This is a genomic window from Methylomonas sp. MS20, assembly GCF_050275925.1.
Taxonomy (GTDB): domain Bacteria; phylum Pseudomonadota; class Gammaproteobacteria; order Methylococcales; family Methylomonadaceae; genus Methylomonas; species Methylomonas koyamae_A.
Genome location: NZ_CP189962.1, coordinates 1717055 through 1735758, shown reverse-complemented (window position 1 = coordinate 1735758; position 18704 = coordinate 1717055). Strand labels below are relative to the sequence as shown.

At 58.6% G+C, this 18704-nt stretch carries 17 protein-coding genes; 10 read left to right on the top strand and 7 right to left on the bottom strand.

The features are described 5' to 3' along the window. Positions 1-14: 14 nt before the first annotated feature. From ACQE3D_RS07550 to ACQE3D_RS07540, 3 genes are all read right to left on the bottom strand, one after another. Positions 15-488 (bottom strand): rhodanese-like domain-containing protein, encoded by a 474-nt coding sequence (locus tag ACQE3D_RS07550; RefSeq protein WP_427551467.1) that lies wholly within the window; start codon positions 486-488, stop codon positions 15-17. Positions 489-999: 511 nt separating this feature from the next. Continuing rightward, positions 1000-1962, bottom strand: a complete 963-nt coding sequence (locus ACQE3D_RS07545) for an SMP-30/gluconolactonase/LRE family protein (RefSeq protein WP_427551466.1) — start codon at positions 1960-1962, stop codon at positions 1000-1002. A gap of 68 nt (positions 1963-2030) precedes the next feature. Continuing rightward, a complete protein-coding gene (locus ACQE3D_RS07540) occupies positions 2031-4793 on the bottom strand; it encodes a TonB-dependent receptor (protein ID WP_427551465.1) in 2763 nt (920 codons plus the stop codon). A gap of 652 nt (positions 4794-5445) precedes the next feature. On the opposite strand from ACQE3D_RS07540, the gene chrA reads away from it, so the two are divergent. From chrA to ACQE3D_RS07515, 5 genes are all read left to right on the top strand, one after another. Beyond that, complete coding sequence (chrA, locus tag ACQE3D_RS07535; RefSeq protein ID WP_427551464.1) at positions 5446-6783, top strand: chromate efflux transporter; 1338 nt, start codon at positions 5446-5448, stop codon at positions 6781-6783. Between the two features lie 419 nt (positions 6784-7202). Beyond that, positions 7203-8636, top strand: a complete 1434-nt coding sequence (locus ACQE3D_RS07530; RefSeq protein WP_427551462.1) for a hypothetical protein — start codon at positions 7203-7205, stop codon at positions 8634-8636. Positions 8637-8638: 2 nt separating this feature from the next. Then, complete coding sequence (locus ACQE3D_RS07525) at positions 8639-9142, top strand: hypothetical protein (protein ID WP_427551461.1); 504 nt, start codon at positions 8639-8641, stop codon at positions 9140-9142. Positions 9143-9153: 11 nt separating this feature from the next. Continuing rightward, complete coding sequence (locus ACQE3D_RS07520) at positions 9154-9729, top strand: hypothetical protein (protein WP_427551460.1); 576 nt, start codon at positions 9154-9156, stop codon at positions 9727-9729. Positions 9730-9824: 95 nt separating this feature from the next. Beyond that, positions 9825-11441, top strand: a complete 1617-nt coding sequence (locus ACQE3D_RS07515) for a methyl-accepting chemotaxis protein (RefSeq protein WP_427551459.1) — start codon at positions 9825-9827, stop codon at positions 11439-11441. 36 nt (positions 11442-11477) lie between these two features. On the opposite strand, the gene ACQE3D_RS07510 is transcribed toward ACQE3D_RS07515, so the two are convergent. Then, a complete protein-coding gene (locus ACQE3D_RS07510; RefSeq protein ID WP_427551458.1) occupies positions 11478-13715 on the bottom strand; it encodes a heavy metal translocating P-type ATPase in 2238 nt (745 codons plus the stop codon). An 86-nt stretch (positions 13716-13801) separates the two neighbouring features. Continuing rightward, positions 13802-14011 carry a heavy-metal-associated domain-containing protein gene (locus tag ACQE3D_RS07505; protein WP_064026296.1) on the bottom strand — a complete coding sequence of 70 codons (210 nt, stop codon included), beginning with the start codon at positions 14009-14011 and terminating at the stop codon, positions 13802-13804. Positions 14012-14130: 119 nt separating this feature from the next. On the opposite strand from ACQE3D_RS07505, the gene ACQE3D_RS07500 reads away from it, so the two are divergent. The 5 genes from ACQE3D_RS07500 to ACQE3D_RS07480 are packed head-to-tail and all read left to right on the top strand — an operon-like array spanning position 14131 to position 17617. After that, positions 14131-15336, top strand: coding sequence for an EAL and HDOD domain-containing protein (locus tag ACQE3D_RS07500; RefSeq protein ID WP_071157159.1), 1206 nt, complete (start codon positions 14131-14133; stop codon positions 15334-15336). Positions 15337-15357: 21 nt separating this feature from the next. Beyond that, complete coding sequence (locus tag ACQE3D_RS07495; protein WP_071157187.1) at positions 15358-15795, top strand: rhodanese-like domain-containing protein; 438 nt, start codon at positions 15358-15360, stop codon at positions 15793-15795. A 1-nt stretch (position 15796) separates the two neighbouring features. Next, a complete protein-coding gene (gene hflD, locus ACQE3D_RS07490) occupies positions 15797-16420 on the top strand; it encodes a high frequency lysogenization protein HflD (RefSeq protein ID WP_071157158.1) in 624 nt (207 codons plus the stop codon). Between the two features lie 8 nt (positions 16421-16428). Next, positions 16429-17244, top strand: a complete 816-nt coding sequence (mutM, locus tag ACQE3D_RS07485; RefSeq protein ID WP_427551457.1) for a bifunctional DNA-formamidopyrimidine glycosylase/DNA-(apurinic or apyrimidinic site) lyase — start codon at positions 16429-16431, stop codon at positions 17242-17244. A 7-nt stretch (positions 17245-17251) separates the two neighbouring features. Then, positions 17252-17617 (top strand): DUF6164 family protein, encoded by a 366-nt coding sequence (locus tag ACQE3D_RS07480; protein WP_281022748.1) that lies wholly within the window; start codon positions 17252-17254, stop codon positions 17615-17617. A 52-nt stretch (positions 17618-17669) separates the two neighbouring features. Here ACQE3D_RS07480 and ACQE3D_RS07475 read toward each other — a convergent pair whose 3' ends face one another. Further along, positions 17670-17906, bottom strand: coding sequence for a TIGR02647 family protein (locus ACQE3D_RS07475; RefSeq protein WP_064030313.1), 237 nt, complete (start codon positions 17904-17906; stop codon positions 17670-17672). 15 nt (positions 17907-17921) lie between these two features. After that, on the bottom strand, positions 17922-18701 hold the full coding sequence (locus ACQE3D_RS07470) for a DUF3530 family protein (RefSeq protein WP_427551456.1): 780 nt from the start codon (positions 18699-18701) through the stop codon (positions 17922-17924). Positions 18702-18704: the final 3 nt, after the last annotated feature.

The following is an 18704-nucleotide window of genomic DNA, read 5'->3' as shown; positions in this document are numbered from 1 at the left end:
ATCCGCGGTTACGATCAATTGGTTTTAGGTTCCGGCGGCACGATCCTGACGATCTTGCCGCCTTCTTCTTCGTAATTCTGCGAACCGACCGCGCCGACCACTTTGAAACCTTTCGCGGCCAGCAAATCGGCGATCTTGCCGGCGCGGCCGGCGTGGTTGGATACCGTGACGATAGACCTGTCCTTGGGAATGAAGGGCAGCGCCGCATCGATAGCATCGACCTGCACGTTCAGATACACCGGAAACGAACCGATCTTGCTGATTTCGTCCGGGCGGCGGGTATCGATGAACAGCAATTCGCCGGGTTTAGCCAGTAAGGCATCGACTTGGGCGCGATTCAGCTTGGGGGTTTTGTACTCGTAAGGCCTGGGCGCCTGCGCCGCAGGTTTGGCATCGGCGTGGACGTGCGCGTCTTTCTCGGCCGCCGATGCGAAGACCGGCGCGGTCAGCAGCATCGCCAACAAAACTAATGACAGAGGTTGTTTCATATTCGGGTTTTCTCGTTTCATTTTTTGAACAAGCGTCGTTCGACGCGGCAAGGGTTAATTCTCTAGTGATAGGGCAAGTAGTATGCCAATCGGAAATATCGAATCAAAAACAATTCAAGATACTGTTTATAAAAGACTTTTAAAGTAAAACTCTTTTGAAAAATCGAATCTTGCACGAGATTCCGCTAGCGACTGATGAATTTGCAGCACCCTGGCAACAGGCAGTGCTGCTCGGCTAGCATCGATGCTGGCGCTGCTGTCGGCAGCGAGCGACAGGCAAAAAAAACGGGCCGAGGAAATTCCTCGTCCCGTTAAGAGGCCACCACGATGCCTAAATCGATAAACCAAACCCCATGTGTTCTGGGCGCGCGTTTGCGGAAATTGAAGGCGCTGTCGATCGCGGCTAAAGCCGCGCGTACAAACCAGATGGCTATTCCGGGCGATCAAGTCCAAACCGTTGTAACGTGCGGCTCCCGCCCCAGCCGCCTGGCATTTCGTATTCCGCTCGCTATTATTTGGGCCGGCTGGAAATGCCCTTGGTCAACAACGGGACTTTGTACGCGGCACCGCGACCCACGACGTATAAAATATTTTTTTCGTTACCGGCGAAGGCCAGATTTTGCGGTTTTTTGGCTACCGGTATCGTGCCCAAAGCTTCGCCCTTGCCGCTCAACACCTCAATGCCGGCATTCGAAGCCACGAACAGCCGGCCTTCGTCATCCAGCGCCAAACCGTCCGCGCCGCTGGACCACGTGCCGTCCTCGCCTTTTTGCCAGCCTTCCAGCTTGGAAAAATTGCGGCGGTTGGCAAGCGAGCCGTCGGCGGCGATGTCGTAAGCCAGAATGTGTTCGCCTTGGGTATTGGCGACGTACAAGGTCTTTTCGTCCTTGCTGAGCTGGATGCCGTTGGGCCGCTCGATGTCGTTGACCAGTTGCTTGAGCGCTCCGTCCGGACCGATGTAAAACACGCCGGGATGCGACGGTTCCGGATTGGGATTTTCCTTGGTCGGCCGGGTGCCGCTATCGGTGAAATAAATACCGCCGCTGCCGGCGCGCACCAAGTCGTTGGGCCGTTGAAATTTAACGCCCTGGTAATCCTTGACCAGCACGGTTTTTTCCTTGACCGGATAAATCGCGCCGACTTGGGTATCCTTGGTTTGCACGGCGATGATCTTGCCGTCCGGAGTCAGGGCCAAGCCGTTGGCGCCGTTGGAATTCTCCAAAAAGGTCGACACTTGATCGTCCGGCCCGATGCGCACGATTTTATTGGCATTGGTCTCGGTGAACAGCAAGCTGCCGTCGCTATAGCCTATCGGTCCTTCGGTGCCGTTGAAGCCGTCCTTGATCAATTCCAGCACCACGCCGCCGGCCGCGACACCCGGAATCGCCGGCGTGACCGGATCGTCGGCGCGCGCACCGCCGGCCGCCAACAAAGCGCTGATACTCAACAACAGGGTCGAATACGTGACTGACATAAAACTCCTCTATCGATATGAGTGGAACATCCGGCCGGGCGACCGTTAAGCCGTCCGGCCGGCTCGCATTAAAATTTGGCCCGGAAATGCACGCCGTAATACCGGGCGTCGCCGAACGACGCGCTGGCCGCCGCGGTATTGGAGAAATTTCCGGCATTGGTAAAGTAGATCGTGTCGAAGATGTTGCGACCGACCAAGTCCAGATTGTATTTGCCGTTCTTGGTGCCGATACCGATACCGCCGTCGGTGACGTGGTAGGCCGCCTGTTTGCCGTACACCGACAGACTGGCGTTATAATTAGCCGCCGATTTATAGCTGTCGATCAAATAGGCATGCCATTGCAAGCCGTAGTCGTTACCCAAGCCGAAAGTCAACGGCGCGCGGTAGTCCACACCGTAGTTGGCGGTGAAGGTCGGCGCATTCGGCAAGGTCCGTCCGGTTTGGTCGCAAATCACCGAATTTGCTTCCGGCGGACACGGGGCGTTGGCAAAGTCGGTATAAATCGCCCTATTGAATGATCCGTTCAGGAACACGCTCAAGCCCGGTGTAATATCGTAGTTGGTCTCCAATTCGATACCGCGCAATTGGATGCCCTTGATGTTACCCAAGGTCGTTCGGTTACCGGTGGTGCATCCGTCCACGCCAATCGTGCAGGGAATAACCAATTGCGATTGGAAACCTTCGATGTCGGTTTGGTAGAAGTTGACGTTGGCCACCAGCTTGCGATCCAGCCAAGTGCTCTTGATGCCGAATTCGTAATCCATCACGTTCTCCGGATTGACGTTTTCTACCTTACCCGTGTTCAAGTTAAATTGTGCCGCGCCGGATTTGTTGCCGCCCGATACCGAGCCATAAACCATCAGATCCTTGTTGATTTTGTAGCTGGGATTGACCAGCCAGTTTTGCGAGTTTTGGTCGAATCCTTGGCGCGGCGCATCCCACTCGGTTCCCAAACGGCCACTCCGAACCGCCTTGGCGGCAGCAATCTGATTTGCCGAAGCGCCGATTTGGGCGCCGAGCACGTCTAAGTCGACTCCGCCAATCGGATGGCTCCAACCGGTGTTTTCCCGCCGTTCAAAGGTATCCCGCAAACCCACGGTCAATGTCGCGTCATCCGTCACATGCCAGTTGACCTGCCCATATGCCGCGTAACTGTCGGTCGCGGGCACAACGCTTTGCCGGTACATGACGTTGTTAAGGGACGCCAGCATCATTTGCCGCCCGATCGCATTGCTGTTCAAGGTTGAGTATTGCGAGTTGCTAGCATAAAAAGCCCCGGCGTCACTCCCAAACAAACGCTGGTTAAACGTGTCCGCAATGGTGCGCATCGCAAACACGCCGGCCTGATAATCGATCGGGCCCGGATCGCGCGAACTGACCCGCAGCTCCTGCGACCATTGCTGGTTCTTGACGGTCCAACCGCTGATCCGCTCGATGTCGGCGGTCGAACCGTCGCCGTCGTGGTTGGGTTCAAACAAGGCGTCGCGCCAAGCGGTAATCGATGTAAAGCGATGCCCCAGGGCGTCGTAGTTGATTTCCGCGGACACGCCCGAACCGTCACCGCGCGATTGACGTCGCTCATTGTTCGCCATCGCTCGCGGATCTCCGATGATCGCTAAAGGTTGACCATTGCTGCGCACCGGGTCAAACCAGTTTCGAGCCAAGCGGGTGCTAAACGTCGTCCCCCTAGAAGCGCCGTTAGCGAAAGTTGACGGATCGGCGATTAGCGGCTGTACGCTCATGGTTTGGGTAGACGCGGTTTTATCGACGATGACCTTCGCACTCAACACGTCGCTGGGCGTCAACAAAAATTGCAAGCGCCCGCCCAACGCATTGGTTTCACCCAGATCGCCCTCGCTACGGTGAATGTCGTAATTTTTGATGTAACCGTCGCGCTTGTCGATAAAACCGCTTGCCCGATACGCCAACAGCCCTGGCAGTATCGTACCGGTGGCGCCGAACTTGCCTTGCAAGGTATCGCGGTCGCCGGCAAAGCCGTCGACGTAATAACTGTCCTTGAACGACGGCGCCTTGGTGGTGATGTTCAGCAAGCCCAGATTGCTGTTCTTGCCTTGCAAGGTGCCTTGCGGGCCGCGCAACACCTCGACCTGATCCAGATCGGCGAAGTTGGCCCAAGCCGAACCGACCCAAGCCCGCCAGACGTTGTCCACCATCACGCCGACGCTGGACTCCATCGATTCGTTGCCGCTGTTTTTCCCCAAACCGCGCAGGGCAATACTGGTTTGCCTGGCATTGGCGGACGTGACGCCCAGGTTGGGCGCGCGACGGGAGAAATCCTGCACCGACACCACGTTGTCGCGCTCCAGGGTTTCCCGGTTGATGACCGCGATCGGAATCGGCACTTCCTGCAATTTTTCTTCCTTGCGCCGCGCGGTGACCGAAACTTCGGACAAATTCTTCGGTTTCTCCTCTTCGACGACGGGTTCGGGCTCGGCCGCCGCCAGTGCGGCCGCTTCGCCGGCCGCGCCAACTTCGGCGGCAGCGCCGGTCGCGACAGCCGCACCGGCCGCCGCCGAGGCGCTCGCGGCATTTTTCCGGAGCAAATCCTGCTCGCGGCGTTTGGACGCTTCCAATTCCGCGGTCAGTCTGGCCACTTTCTCTTCCAAATCGGATACCGATTTGTCGGGCGCGGCGATTTTTTTGACCGACTTTTTAGTCGGCGCGGCGTCGGCGTCCGAGACGACCATCAGCGGCGCCCCCGCTAATGCCAAGCTCACGCAAGCCGACAAGGTGTTGCGACCTAAAGTTTTGGGAACGCCGGCCCGAAGGCCGACACCTGGCGCATCGGCGCTATCTAAGTACTGTTTCACTGTCTCACCCAGTCGAATGTCAATTTCGAAAATTCGAACCGGTTTGCCCGGCCGACAGCGTCGGCGCGCAAACCGGCCTAAGCCCTGTAGTGCAACCGATATGCCATGAATGCGGTTAGCGACCGACGCCAACCGCACCATCCTCGATAAACAATTGATTTCTATTGATTAAAGACAGAAAATCCCATCAAACTCCGCGAGTAAAGACACTGCCGGAAAGCGGGGCACGGCGATCGCCTGCTGACAGCGAGCCAGCAACTGCTGACTCGCTGCCCAATCAGCAACAGCCTGTCGTCGCGGTGTTGCCGTATCCGCAAAGCGGACTGGGATCGGCTTGCCGAGCGGGCGCCGATTCGAGGTAGGATAGCGGACGCGAGTAGCAAGAGAGAGGCTGGAGTGCGGTTTACCGATCGACGAATCCATGACCGTCGTCCATCGCTGCTGAAGCCGCTCCGTTGTTTCGTCGGCGCGCCGGGGGGGGAAATTGATGGACAGGCGGTCATTCTTTCATGGTTTTAGCGAGTACCACGCTTGCCCTCGTTCGCTTCCGCTCCGCACCGAACCGGATGCCACGAACTCGCCCCAGCCGCGATCTTTAGTGCTGATAGAGCGTCAACGATGTTCGGCCAACAACTATTTCGGGAAATTGCATATGCCACCAACCCTGCCCCCGCCGCACCCCAGTTTTAGCGAAGCCTGCCGATTCTGGCTAAAGCTGGGCTTGATCAGCTTCGGCGGCCCGGCCGGACAGATCGCGATCATGCACCGGGAACTGGTCGAGCGGCGCCGCTGGATCAGCGAGCGCCGCTTTCTGCACGCGCTGAACTTTTGCATGGTATTGCCGGGGCCGGAGGCTCAGCAACTGGCAACCTATCTGGGTTGGCTGCTGCATAAAACGCCTGGCGCCTTGGTCGCCGGTAGTCTGTTCTTTCTACCGGCCATGTTGATGCTGATCGTTCTCGGCTGGCTGTATTTGAGTTTCGGCGATCTGTCGGCGGTGACTGCTTTGCTTTACGGCGTCAAGCCGGCGGTCACCGCGATCGTCTGGTTTGCCGCTTACCGGATCGGTTCGCGGATTTTGCAAAACCGCTGGCTAGCGGCACTGGCCGCCGCCGCCTTCGGCGCGATCTTTTTGCTGCGGGCACCGTTTCCTTTGATCCTAATCGGCGCCGCGCTGATTGGCGCGGTAGGCAGCAAGCTCGCTCCGCAGGTCTTCGCGGTCGGCGGCGGTCGCGGCAAACCCCGCGCCGATTTCGGTCCGGCGCTGATCGACGACGCGACACCGATACCGACGCACGCGCTTTTCAGTTGGCCGCGCCTGGTTAAACTGTCGGCGGTCGGCGGTTTGCTGTGGGCCGGCGCGTTGGGGCTGCTTTGGTTACTATTCGGCTGGAACGGCACGCTGACGCAAATGGGCTGGTTCTTTACCAAAGCCGCGTTGCTGACTTTCGGGGGCGCCTATGCGGTTCTACCCTATGTGTATCAGGGCGCGGTCGAGGAATTTCGCTGGCTGAGCGCTCAACAAATGATGGACGCGCTGGCACTCGGCGAAACCACGCCGGGACCGCTGATCATGGTCAATACCTTTGTCGGCTTCGTGGCTGGTTGGGGCCAGGCGCTATTCGGACCGGAACGCTTGTTCGCGGCTGGCGCGCTGGCGGCGACCGTCGTTACCTACTTTACCTTTCTGCCCAGTTTTTTGTTCATCCTGGCCGGCGGGCCACTGATCGAAACCAGCCACGGCAATGTCGGATTCACGGCGCCGCTAACGGCGGTCACCGCCGCCGTGGTCGGCGTCATCGTAGACTTGGCGGTATTTTTCGCCTACCACGTCGGCTGGCCGAACGGCTGGGACGGCCCTATCGACGGCTTTGCGGTATCACTGAGTGCGGCTTCACTACTGGCGCTCGGCCGATACCGCCTGGGCGTCATCCCGGTTATTGTCGCGGCGGCGCTGCTGGGTGCCGGATGGCGATGCCTGAGGGGCTGAATCCGGCCTGTCCTCTTCGCTTTCAGCTAAACGCTTAGCGACTTCAAACAAACCCGGCCCGCACGGCCCAATCTCCAAGCCAGCATCACGCCAGCGCATTACAGCCAGAAAGGTGGCGCCGATTGGCCGGCGAGCCTCGTCGACACTAGTGTTCCCAATCGCCGGATATGCGCGAGTGTCTTGCCAACGCGCTTGGCTTGTCAAAACCGGCGGAAAACCGACTAACGCCTAAAAAAATCCGCAACCAGGAGGATTTCCTAAATTCACCGAGACTAAGCATGCGTGCGGCTCAAGCCACGCGGATTTTTGCGCACATTTTCCCTGCAAATCACTTGGTTGTATTCACAAAAAAACCGACTAGGCTGATTTTCGACATGACAGTCCGGTTAATTTCCAAACTCAGATATTCAAACCTGTATATGCGTCGAAGTTTATCGTTGTTATCGGTGGTAGTACTCAGCGCCGCGCCCACATCGGCCATCGCGGCTCCAGCCGATGACGAGCACATCCGCCGAATTGTGCAGACGATGCTCAAGGAAAAAGATCAAAAGATCGAACAACTCGAGGCTCGCATTAAGCAACTCGAGCAAGAACGCGCGCCGCCGGTCGCCACCGCACCAGGGCAACCAGTGCCGCCCCCCCCGGTTGCGGCCGCTAAGCCGGCTCCCGCCGGCGACGATGGCTCGGTTGCCCGCAAGTTGCAAGCTTTGGATAAAAAAGTCAGCGAACTCCGCCAAGCCGCATCGGCCAGCGGCCTGGAAATCAGCGGATTTTTCGACATCAACGCCAAGACCGGCAATTCCACCGACCAGACCTTTAGCGTCGGCTCGGTGGAACTGGATTTGGATTATGTGCACGACGACCATTTCGGTGCCAGCTCGGCCTTGGTGCTGTGCGGCAATTCGTCGAATGCCGATTACGGCGCGCCGGGCGCGATTTTTTGCGGTAACAGCGGCCCAGGTGCATTGAGCGGCGGCAGTACGATGGCCGGCATCGCCGTCGCATTGGTCGACTACCATTTATTTAACGACCGCATCCCTCCGCGCGGCCGTATCTTCAACAACAAGGGTCTGCATATTCAAGCCGGCCGTTTCGACTTGCCCTTCGGTAACGATTACCAAAACTTCGCCAACAAGGACCGGATCACCGTGACCGCGCCGCTGACTACCTCGCGCATGCAGTTGGGCGGTTACAACTCAGACGGCGTTCGGTCCTACGGCGCTTGGGACGGGTTCAATTATTCGGTGTTCTGGACCGATGCGCTGTACGCCAACGACGGTCACGCGATCGGTGGGCGCTTGGGTCTGGCCTTGGGGCAAAATACCTACAAAATCCACAGCGCCAACCCGGAAGGCATCGAACTCGGCGTATCCCACCTTAGCGAACTCGACGGCGAAAATCGCATCCGCAACACCGTTTACGGTGCGGATTTGAGCATAGGCTACGGTCCGTGGCGCTTGCAAAACGAATTCATGCTGCTGAATGCTCATCAACAGGTATTTTTGGATAGCGGCGGCAACATCGTGCCCAATCCGGATCGAAACCCGTTCGGCAAGGGCCACCAACTGGGTTACCACTCCACATTAACCGCCGACCTGGAAAGCCTAGTCAAGCAGCCGGTCACGCTGTTTGCCCGCTATAGCCGCTGGCAGCCGTCGCAAGACCTGGCTTTGGATTTCGACGGCAGTACCGTCGCCGTCAACGATTTGTCGATGCTGACGCTGGGCTTCAATTACAAATTCAGCGATCACTTGCGGATCAAGTTCGAGTACGACGATTCGTTGGGCACTCGCACCTACGAGCGTTACTTCGACCGCCGCCTGGGTATCGCCCAAATCGTGATGTCTTTCTAGCCATGAAAAAGCGTCTTATACAAAGTTTGGTAGTTGGCGGCAGCCTAGCGATGCTGCTGTTCGTCGGCGGCGCCCGTACCGCCGCCGAAAATCCGCACGAAATCTCCCGGCAAACGCCGCAATCCGGTTGCGGCGAATGTCATAACACCGCCGCCGACATCAAGGATGACGGGATACTCACCACCAAGAATCACACGGTGGATCTGGCGGCTTTCGCCAAGGACGGGGTGGCGATGTGTTCCTCTTGCCACAACCCTAATCAAGGCCATAAAGTCGGTTTGAATATCGATTTCCCGGTACCGGCCGACCTGCCTCTGAACGAAGAACACGATATGACTTGCCTGACCTGCCATTACACCCACGGCAGGTTGGACAGCGATCGGCCGCAAGCCAGTCACAGTTTCATAGACAAGCTGATGAACGCCGAACGCTTGAAAAAAAGCTTTTTACTGCGCCGCAACAATAGCGACGGCGAGCTTTGCCTAACCTGTCACAACGTCAACTAAGGTTTCCGAAAATGAACAACACCGAATCCAAACGCAGCCGCGTTTTCATTAAAAAAGCGTTCCAGGGTCGATTCATCCTCGGCGTGTTCGCGCTGATATTGTTGGCCGGCCTATGCTCGGCGCTCCTGATTTACTGGATGACCGGCGGCGATTTGCAGGCACAAGCGCAATCGGCGCACGTCAGTATCGTCAACGCCGCCGAGCGCCTGGGCGTATCGATTTTGATCGGCAACGTGGTGGCTATTTTGCTGGCCGGCGGGATTGCGGTCGGTGGCGTGCTGTACGCGTCGCACAAGATCGCGGGGCCGTTGTACCGGTTCGAGACCTTGTGCCGGGAAGTCGGAAACGGCAATCTGGACACCGTCACTCAGCTGAGGGAAAACGATCAATTGCAGGAACTGGCCGGCGCGTTCAGCGACATGGTCGGCAAACTGCGCGGCAGCCGTGAACAGCGCCTGCATCTGATTGCCGAGCAACGCCGGCAAATCGAGCGCTGCGTCGCGGAAAACCCCGAAACTTTGTCGAAAAGCCAGCAAGACGCCCTCGCCTCGCTGGCAAAGTTGGCCGACGAATTGGAAAAATTATAAGTCGTATGCGGCCGGCCTTCAGCAATCGGCTACCTTAGAACTCGCCATGCGCCGAAACAACCCGTTTAACCCACTCAAAATCACTTACCCACTTAATGTTTAAATCGACCTCCATTAAATCGTATCTGATCGCCATCGCCTCGATACTGGCCTTAGCCAATCTGCTGTTCGTGGTTTCGCTGTGGCAGGCCTTTCAATCGATCGATCGCACGCTGGCGGAAGCCACCCGCAAGCAGGACGTGTCCGACGCGTTGTCGCACGTTCGCTTTCATGTCGTGCAAATCCAGCAATTTCTGACGGACGTCGGCGCGACCCATTCCGACGACGGCTTCGCCGAGGCCAAGCAAAACCTGGCTTCGGCCCTGGAGAATCTGGAAAAAGCCCGTCAAATCGAACCCAATCTATCGCCGCAAATCGACGTATTGAAAACCCATGTCCAGGCCATGCACGACACCGGCGTCAAAATGGGTTGGGACTACATCAAGTTCGGCAACGAAGCCGGCACCGCCACGATGAAGGCCGCAGGCACGGGGCTGGACGACTCGGCCGCCCGCCTGACCGAAAAACTGCAAACCCTGAGCACCCAAATAGACGGCGAAGTGGCCCGCTCCAAACAGTTGCTCGGCCAAACGCTGACCGACTACGGAACCACGCGTATCGCGTTTTCGATCGCCTTGCTGATGTTCGTCGTGATCTGCTTGTTGATGCTCTATTTTAAAATCGAGCCGCCGCTGACCGCATTGCGGCAGTCGCTGCAAGCCCTGAAACAAGGCGGCGGCGACCTGACCCGGCGGATTCCCTACGACGGAGAGGACGAGATCGGAACGATTGTAAATCTGTTCAACGAGTTTTTAACGACGCTGCACGCAATGATGCGGCAAGTCGCGATAGAATCCGAACAACTCACCGGCTCGTCGAGCCGACTGAGCCAATTGGCCGAACGGGTACAACTCGACATGGTCAAACAGCAACAGGGTACCGATCAGGTGGCTACCACGGTGACCGAACTGTCATCGACCGCCGCCGAAGTGTCCCGCAACACCGGCAGCGCCGCCCAAGCCGCGCAAAGAAGCAGCGCCGACGCCAACAACGGCAAGCGCGTGGTTACCGAGACCGTACAAGCCATCCATGCGTTGTCGGCCTACATCGACAGTGCCAGCCATGTGATCGGCAACGTCGAGCAAGACTGCGTCAACGTCAGTTCGGTGTTGGATGTGATTCAGGGCATCGCCGACCAGACCAATCTACTGGCGCTGAACGCGGCGATCGAAGCTGCCAGGGCCGGCGAGCAAGGACGCGGCTTCGCGGTGGTCGCCGATGAAGTCCGCACCCTGGCCAGCCGCACTCAGGCTTCGACCCACGAAATTCAGGCGATGATAGAACGCTTGCAAGGCGGCTCCAGGGAAGCGGTCAAAGCGATGTTCGACAGTCAAAACCAAGCCAAGCAAACCGTCACCGTCATCGAAAACACCGGCGTATTGCTGGACAATATTTCCGGGATGGCCGAACAAATCTCGGAAATGAACGCCCACATCTCCAACGCGGTCCGCGAACAAACCCTGGTCGTCGACCACATTAATCAAAACGTCATCGCGATCAACGAAGTCACCGCCAATACCGCCGACGACGCCAAGCAAACCGCCGGCGAGGCCAGTACCCTGCAGCGGATTTCCGGCAACCTGCGCACCACGATTTCGCAGTTCAAGCTGTAACGGCTAGCCGGAGCCGGCTCCAGCCGGCGACCTGGTTTACTCCAACTTCATCCAGCGCAGCCGGTTGGCGTTGCTGACCACGGTGACCGACGACATCGCCATCGCCGCGCCGGCGATCATCGGGTTCAGCAACACGCCGAACAGCGGGTACAGCAAACCGGCCGCGACCGGAATGCCTATCGTGTTGTAGATAAAGGCGCCGAACAGATTTTGCTGGATATTGGTGACGGTCAGCCGCGACAGCGCCATCGCTTCCGGCACTTTGAGCAGCGAGCCTTGCAGCAACACGATGTCGGCACTTTCGATCGCGACGTCGGTGCCGGTGCCTATCGCCAGACCGACATCCGCCTGGGCCAGCGCCGGCGCATCGTTGATACCGTCGCCGACCATGCCGACCACTTCCCCTTGCTGTTGCAGGGCTTGCACCACGGCCGCCTTGTCTTGCGGCAAAACCTGAGCGCGAACTTCGCCGATACCGGCTTGCGCGGCGATGGCCTTGGCGGTGATTTCGTTGTCGCCGGTCACCATCAACACCCTGACGCCGGCGGCTTGCAGCCGACGCACCGCCTCGGCCGAATCGGCCTTGATCGGGTCGGCGACGGCAACGATGCCGGCGACGGTCTGCTCTTCGGCCAACAGCATCGCCGTCTGTCCCTTGGCCGACAGTTCGGCCATTTTTTCCCGGTAGGGCATGTCGTCGATGCCGTTTTCCGCCATCAACGCGGCGTTGCCGAACAACCAGAGACGATCCGCGATCCGGCCGCTGATGCCGTGGCCGGCCACCGCCTGAAAGCGTCTGACTTTATCCAGGGTCAAGCCGCGATCGGCCGCGCCGGCCAAAATGGCCGCCGCCAACGGATGCTCGGAGCCGGATTCCAGGCTGGCCGCGCGCTGCAACACTTGCTCGACCGAGTATTCGCCGAACGCCACCACGTCGGCCAGACTCGGCTTGCCGGTGGTCACGGTACCGGTCTTATCCAGCACCAAACAACTGATGTTGCCGGCACTCTGCAAGGCCTCGCCGCGCCGGATCAATATGCCGGTTTGCGCCGCCCGGCCGACCGCGACCATCACCGAAATCGGGGTGGCCAAGCCCAGCGCGCACGGGCAGGCGATGACCAGCACCGTCATCGCGGTGACGAAGGCGTAACCCAGCGATGGCGACGGTCCGAATATCAGCCAAACCAAAAAGGTGAACGCGGAAATGCCGACCACGGTCGGCACGAACACGGCCGAAATGCGGTCCGCCAGCTTGGCGATGGCCGGCTTGCTGTTCTGCGCCTGACGCACGCTTTGGATGATTTGTGCTAGCGCGGTATCCCGGCCGATTCGGGTGGCGCTGAACAAAAAGCTGCCGTGCAAGTTCATCGTGCCGGAAGCCACATTGGAACCGACCTGCTTTTCGACCGGAATCGACTCGCCGGTCAACATCGCTTCGTCAACGCTGGAATGGCCTTCCAGCACCACGCCGTCCACCGGAATTTTTTCTCCGGGCCTGACCCGCAAGGTTTCGCCCAAACCGACCTGCTCGATCGGCACGTCGATTTCGGCGCCGTCGCGGACCACGCGGGCGGTCCGCGGTTGCAGACCGATCAGGGCGCGTATCGCCGCGGAGGTTTTACCGCGCGCGCGGGTTTCCAAGGCACTGCCCAAATTGATGAAGGCCAAAATCACCGCCGAGGCTTCGAAGTAGGCATGCGCCGACAGAGACGGCAATTGCCCGGAAAAATCGATGACGACGCAAGAATACAACCAGGCCGAGCCGGTACCCAGCGCGATCAGCGTGTCCATATTGCTTTGCCGGACTTGCAGCAGCTTTACCGCGCTGACGAAAAAATGTCCGCCGGAATAAAACATCACCGCCAGCGTCAGCAAGGCGACGATGGACCAAAAGTCGGCGCCGGCGGCGGTACCCATCGCCGGAAACCAGTCCATATGGGCGCCCAACATCAGCGGCACGCCCAGCGCGCCGGCGACCTTGGCCTTGTTCATCAAATCGCGATAGCGCCGTTCTTCCTGCTCTTCCTCCTCGCGCGGGTCTTCCAGACCTTCCATCACCGCCGCGTCGTAGCCGGCTTCCCGTAGCGAACGCTTCATCGCTTCATGGTCGGCGGCACCGGTGACGGTCGCGGAATGGTCGGCGAAATTAACGGCGACCGATTCGACGCCCGGCACTTGTTGCAATGCGGTTTCGACGGCGGCAATACAGCCCGCGCAACGCATGCCCAGAATCGACAGGCGGGTTTCGGCGGTTTGAACTTGGTCAGTGGTCATTGAATATCCCCGGCATTTGCCGTTGTTGCGACTTGATCGTTGGCACCGGCGGTCGGCACCTTGGTCAGGTACGCGCGCATTGCGATTTATTCGACTTTGAAACCGGCTTCGACGATGGTGTCCTCGATTTCATCAAGGTCGGTCTGGGTCGGATCGTACTCGACGTCCACCCGTTTTTCGGTATGCGAGGCTTTTACGGCTATCACGCCCGGCACCGCCGACAGTTTTCCGACGATGTTATTCTCGCAACCGCCGCATTTCATACCCGTTACCGCTAAAGACGCTGTTTCCGACATAGAGTTCTCCCAAAGTTGTTGAAATCCGAATCGGCGGGTCACTCGACGAGCGCGGCACGCTCGTGTATAAAACCCCACCAAGCTTCATGATAGAGGATGCACGGGGGGAGCCGCAACGCATGACAGATTTTCTAATCGGCCGACAGCCGATATTGGACCGGGATTTAAGCACCTTCGCTTACGAAATTCTGTTTCGGGGCAAGGACTTCGATCTGAGTCAACAGGATGGGGCAGCCAACGCGACCCGCCAAGTCATTACCGACACCATCCTGGAAATCGGCCTGAACGAATTGGTCGGCCCACATAAGGCCTTCATCAACTTTACCGGCCGGAACTTGCTGGACAACATACCGCTACACTTGCCCAAGGACCGCATCGTCATCGAAGTCCTGGAATCGGTCGCGGTCGACGACGCCATCGTCGCCAATTTGAAGGCCCTGTCCGAATTGGGCTACACCATCGCGCTGGACGACTTCGTGTTGACGCCGGAATGGCGGCCGTTGCTGGAAATCGCCGACATCGTCAAACTGGACGTCATGGCCGACGGCCTCGAGAAATCCCACGCCTTGATCACCGAGCTCAAAGGTTACGGGCTGAGCCTACTGGCCGAGAAAGTCGAAACCCACGAGGAATTTCAAGCCTTGAAGGAATGGGGCTGCGAACTGTTCCAGGGGTTTTTCTTCAGCAAACCCAATTTGGTCGAAGGCAAGCGCCTCGGCGTCAGCCAGGCCTCCGCTATCCGGCTAATGTCGGCCGTCAACCAGCCCGATGTCGAGTTTTCGGAGATCGGCCGCATCGTCTCTCAAGATGTCGGTCTGAGTTTTAAGCTGCTGCATTACATCAATTCGGCGTTTTTCGCGTTGCCGCGCAAGATCGAATCGATTAAGCACGCCATCGTCTGCCTGGGGCTCATCGAGGTCAAACGCTGGGTCAACATCCTGACGCTGTCGTCGCTCAGCGACAAGCCCTCCTCGGTTCTACAAAACGTATTAGTCCGCGCCAAGCTGTGCGAACTGTTGGCGCAGGAAACCGGCCAGGACAGGGAGCTGTTTTTCTTCGTCGGCATGCTGTCCGGCCTGGATGCCTTGCTGGACATGCCGTTACCGAAAGTTATCGAACAGCTGCCGCTGTCCGACGATATAATGCAAGCCGTGCTGGAATACGCGGGCGGCCCCGGCGAAGCGCTCAAGTTTTGCGTCGCTCACGAGCGTTGGGAACCGTCCTTGGGGTCGTATCGGGGCGTTTCGCATACTCGAATTGGCCAACTGTATTTGGAAAGCATCGATTGGTGGGCCAAATGCGTGTTTCCGCTGTTAAGTACTTAAATGTCCCGTTACCGGTGGTTTATGAAAAAATCGATATTCTTGGCTCTGTCGACCCTGGTGGTCAGCTTTCGGTTAACGGCCGGAGAATTGGCGGAAGTCGGCGCCGAGCAATTGCTGGACATGCAAAAAAACCAAAACGCACTGGTGATTGATGTGCGTACCGAACAGGAATGGCAGGCGTCCGGCGTGATCCCGCAAAGCCGCTTGTTGCAATCGTTCGACGCAAACGGCCAAATCGACCAGGAGGCCTGGAGCAGCCAAGTCGAGAAATTGAAAACGTCACCGGATCAGCCGGTGATTCTGGTATGCCGGTCCGGCAACCGCAGCGCCAAACTCGGCAAATTGTTGGCCGAGCAAAAAGGCATGAACCAAATCTACCACCTGTCCAGCGGCATTCAAGGCTGGATCAAATCCGGCAAACCGGTCAAACCCAGTTGCGCGACGGTCGCTTGCAACTGAGATGACAATACAGACGCTGAGCAACCAGACGATCGCGCTGGCCGGTATCGCCCAGGCCTGCTCGCTCGTACACCAATTGGCCACCGCCGGCGCTTGCCCGTCCCCGGCGATGCAGAGCAGCATCGGCAGCCTTCTGAAAATCGACTCGGACAGCGTTGCCGAGGTTTACGGCGGCATTGCTGGCGTCACTCACGGACTCGAGCAGTTGCAGCGACAATTGGCAAATCGAGAACAGGCCAGCGCGGAACAGACCCGCTACGCCGCCCAACTGGTCTATCTTCAAAAAAAACTGTCCGGCAAAACCGAGATGCAGGATAACATCCGGGCAGGCATCGCCAGAGCGCAAGCCCAGTCCGAGCATTTCGGCATCCTGCACGAAAACGTCCTGGCCAATTTGGCCGACATCTATCACAGCTCCATCAGTACCCTGCAACCGCGCATCATGGTGGCGGGCGACCCCCAATATCTGGGCAACCAAGCCATCGTCAATAAAATCCGGGCCTTGTTGCTGGCAGGCATCCGCTCGACCTTGTTGTGGCGGCAGTGCGGAGGCACGCGCTGGACCTTGTTATGGTCGCGCCGAAAAATTCAGGACGAAGCCCGATTTCTGCTGACGCAAATTTAAGGTCCGCGATGCCAGAGCTTCCCGAAGTCGAAACCAGCCGACGCGGTATTTCGCCGCACATCGAAGGCAAAACCTTTGCCTCGGTGGTTGTTCGCGAATCCCGCTTGCGCTGGCCGGTTCCCGCCGATCTGGCCGCTCTGCTGACCGGCCGCCGGCTGCGCCGCATCGACCGGCGAGGCAAGTATCTTCTGTTCAACCTCGAAAACGGTACGCTGCTAATTCATCTCGGCATGTCCGGCAATTTGCGCATCGGTCAGGCCGGGCTGGCCCACGGCAAGCACGACCATCTCGATTTCGTGTTCGACGACAACACTTTGCTGCGCTATAACGATCAACGCAAGTTCGGCGCGGTGTTGTGGACGGCGGAAGTCCCCCATGCGCATCCGCTGTTGGCCGAACTCGGTCCGGAACCATTATCCGCCGACTTCGATCCCGCCTACCTGGCTGGACGTCTCGCCGGCCGGCAAGTGCCGATCAAACAGCTGATCATGGACAGCCACATCGTCGTCGGGGTCGGCAATATCTACGCCAACGAATCCTTGTTTCTGGCCGGCATACTACCAACCCGGCCGGCCGGAGGCCTCGACGCCGACGATTGCGCCCGGCTGAGCGCCTCGATCAAAACCGTGCTGGAGCAAGCCATCGCCCAAGGCGGCACCACGCTGCGCGACTTTACCGACGCGCAAGGCAAACCCGGCTACTTCAAACAATCGTTGCGGGTTTACGGCCGGGGCGGCGAACCCTGTTTAAGCTGCCGGGAGCCGGTCCAACACCTAAAAATCGGCCAGCGCGCCAGTTATTTCTGCCCCACGTGCCAACAATAGATCGTTCATGGCGGTATTATTTTTCAATTTAAGAGACGTTCCGCTCGACGAAGCCGACGACATCCGCCAACTGCTGACCGAACACGAGATCGGCTTTTACGAAACCTCGGCCGGCAATTGGGGCATTTCAACCGCGGCCATCTGGCTTTACGATGCCGACGACCTAGAACAGGCCCGCGCGCTGTGCGACGCCTACCAAGCCGAACGCGCCGAAGCCCAGCGCGAACTGTATCGGCTACGCAAACTGCAAGGCCAACACACCGGTTTTTGGCGGCATAACCTCGGCCAACCCTTACATTTTCTCAGTTACAGCGCATTGATCGCCGCGGTCGGCTACGCCTCGGTAAAATGGTTGTTCGATTTGGGACTGTGAAGCGCCGCCGGACCGGCGCTTTCCGCGTCGGACCGGCGACACTGAAAACGGCTTAACGCGTTTTCAGGATGGTTAGCAGTTTTTGGGCGTGCTCGGCGGCTTCGACGCCCAAGTCGGTCAAGTAACCGCCGTCGGCTTGGCTCACCAAACCTTTGTCGTGCAAACGTCGCGCGGCCGCGATCAAGGCCGGCTCGGCGTTACCGTGCACCTTGACCCCCTCCTGAATCGACTCCAGGTTGTACAGCGCCAGCAGCCGAATCTCGGCATATAAGTCTTCGTTCAATGGCATAAAGTCTCCCCTCTGTTATTGTTGATTTTCCATGATGGTCGTTGCCAGCCAACTATAGACGCGTTTGACCAGCAACGGGTAATTTTGCCGATAGGCGTGATCGTCGCCGTCGATGCGGATCTGCCGGTAGACCGGGTTCTCCTTACAGGCGATACGGCGCTTGACGGCCGTTTCCGTCACGTCCGGCCAGTCGGCTTCGGCGTAAACGTCGAGCAACGGCAGATTGATATTCTTCACGAAGCTTAGGGTTTGCACGCCGGCCTGACTGCTGTCCGGCACCGGCAAGCTGATCGCGGCAAACGCGACGACATTGGCTGGATTCTGGCTGAGGCGGGCGGCCGCCATCGCCGCGCCGATGCCGTAACCGACCATCGCGATTTGCTTGGCGCCGATTTTGATCGCATGATCGATGGCCGCTTGAATCCGGGCGTCGGCCTCGCCAACCAACGGGTAATAGTCTTCCAGCGCCGCGCCGGCTTCGCGCAACGGCAACTGTATCGCCAAACTCGCCCAGCGGTGCCGCGGCAACACCGTGCGTAGTTCGCGGATCAGCGGTTGCTGATCGGGATGGCCATCCGCGTCGTGCAGAATGATGACCACCTGCTCGTTAGCGGTTTTTTCGGCATCGACGAACAACGCTAAAAATCGCCCGCCGTCCCCGGTTTGCAGCCACACCGCTTCGCCGATGGCCGGTTGCTGCTGAATCGCATCGGCATAGGCCTGCTCGCGGGCCGGATCGCCCGCCGATGCCGAAAACGCCAAGCAAACACCGCAAAACGCGATCGCCAGACGCATCGC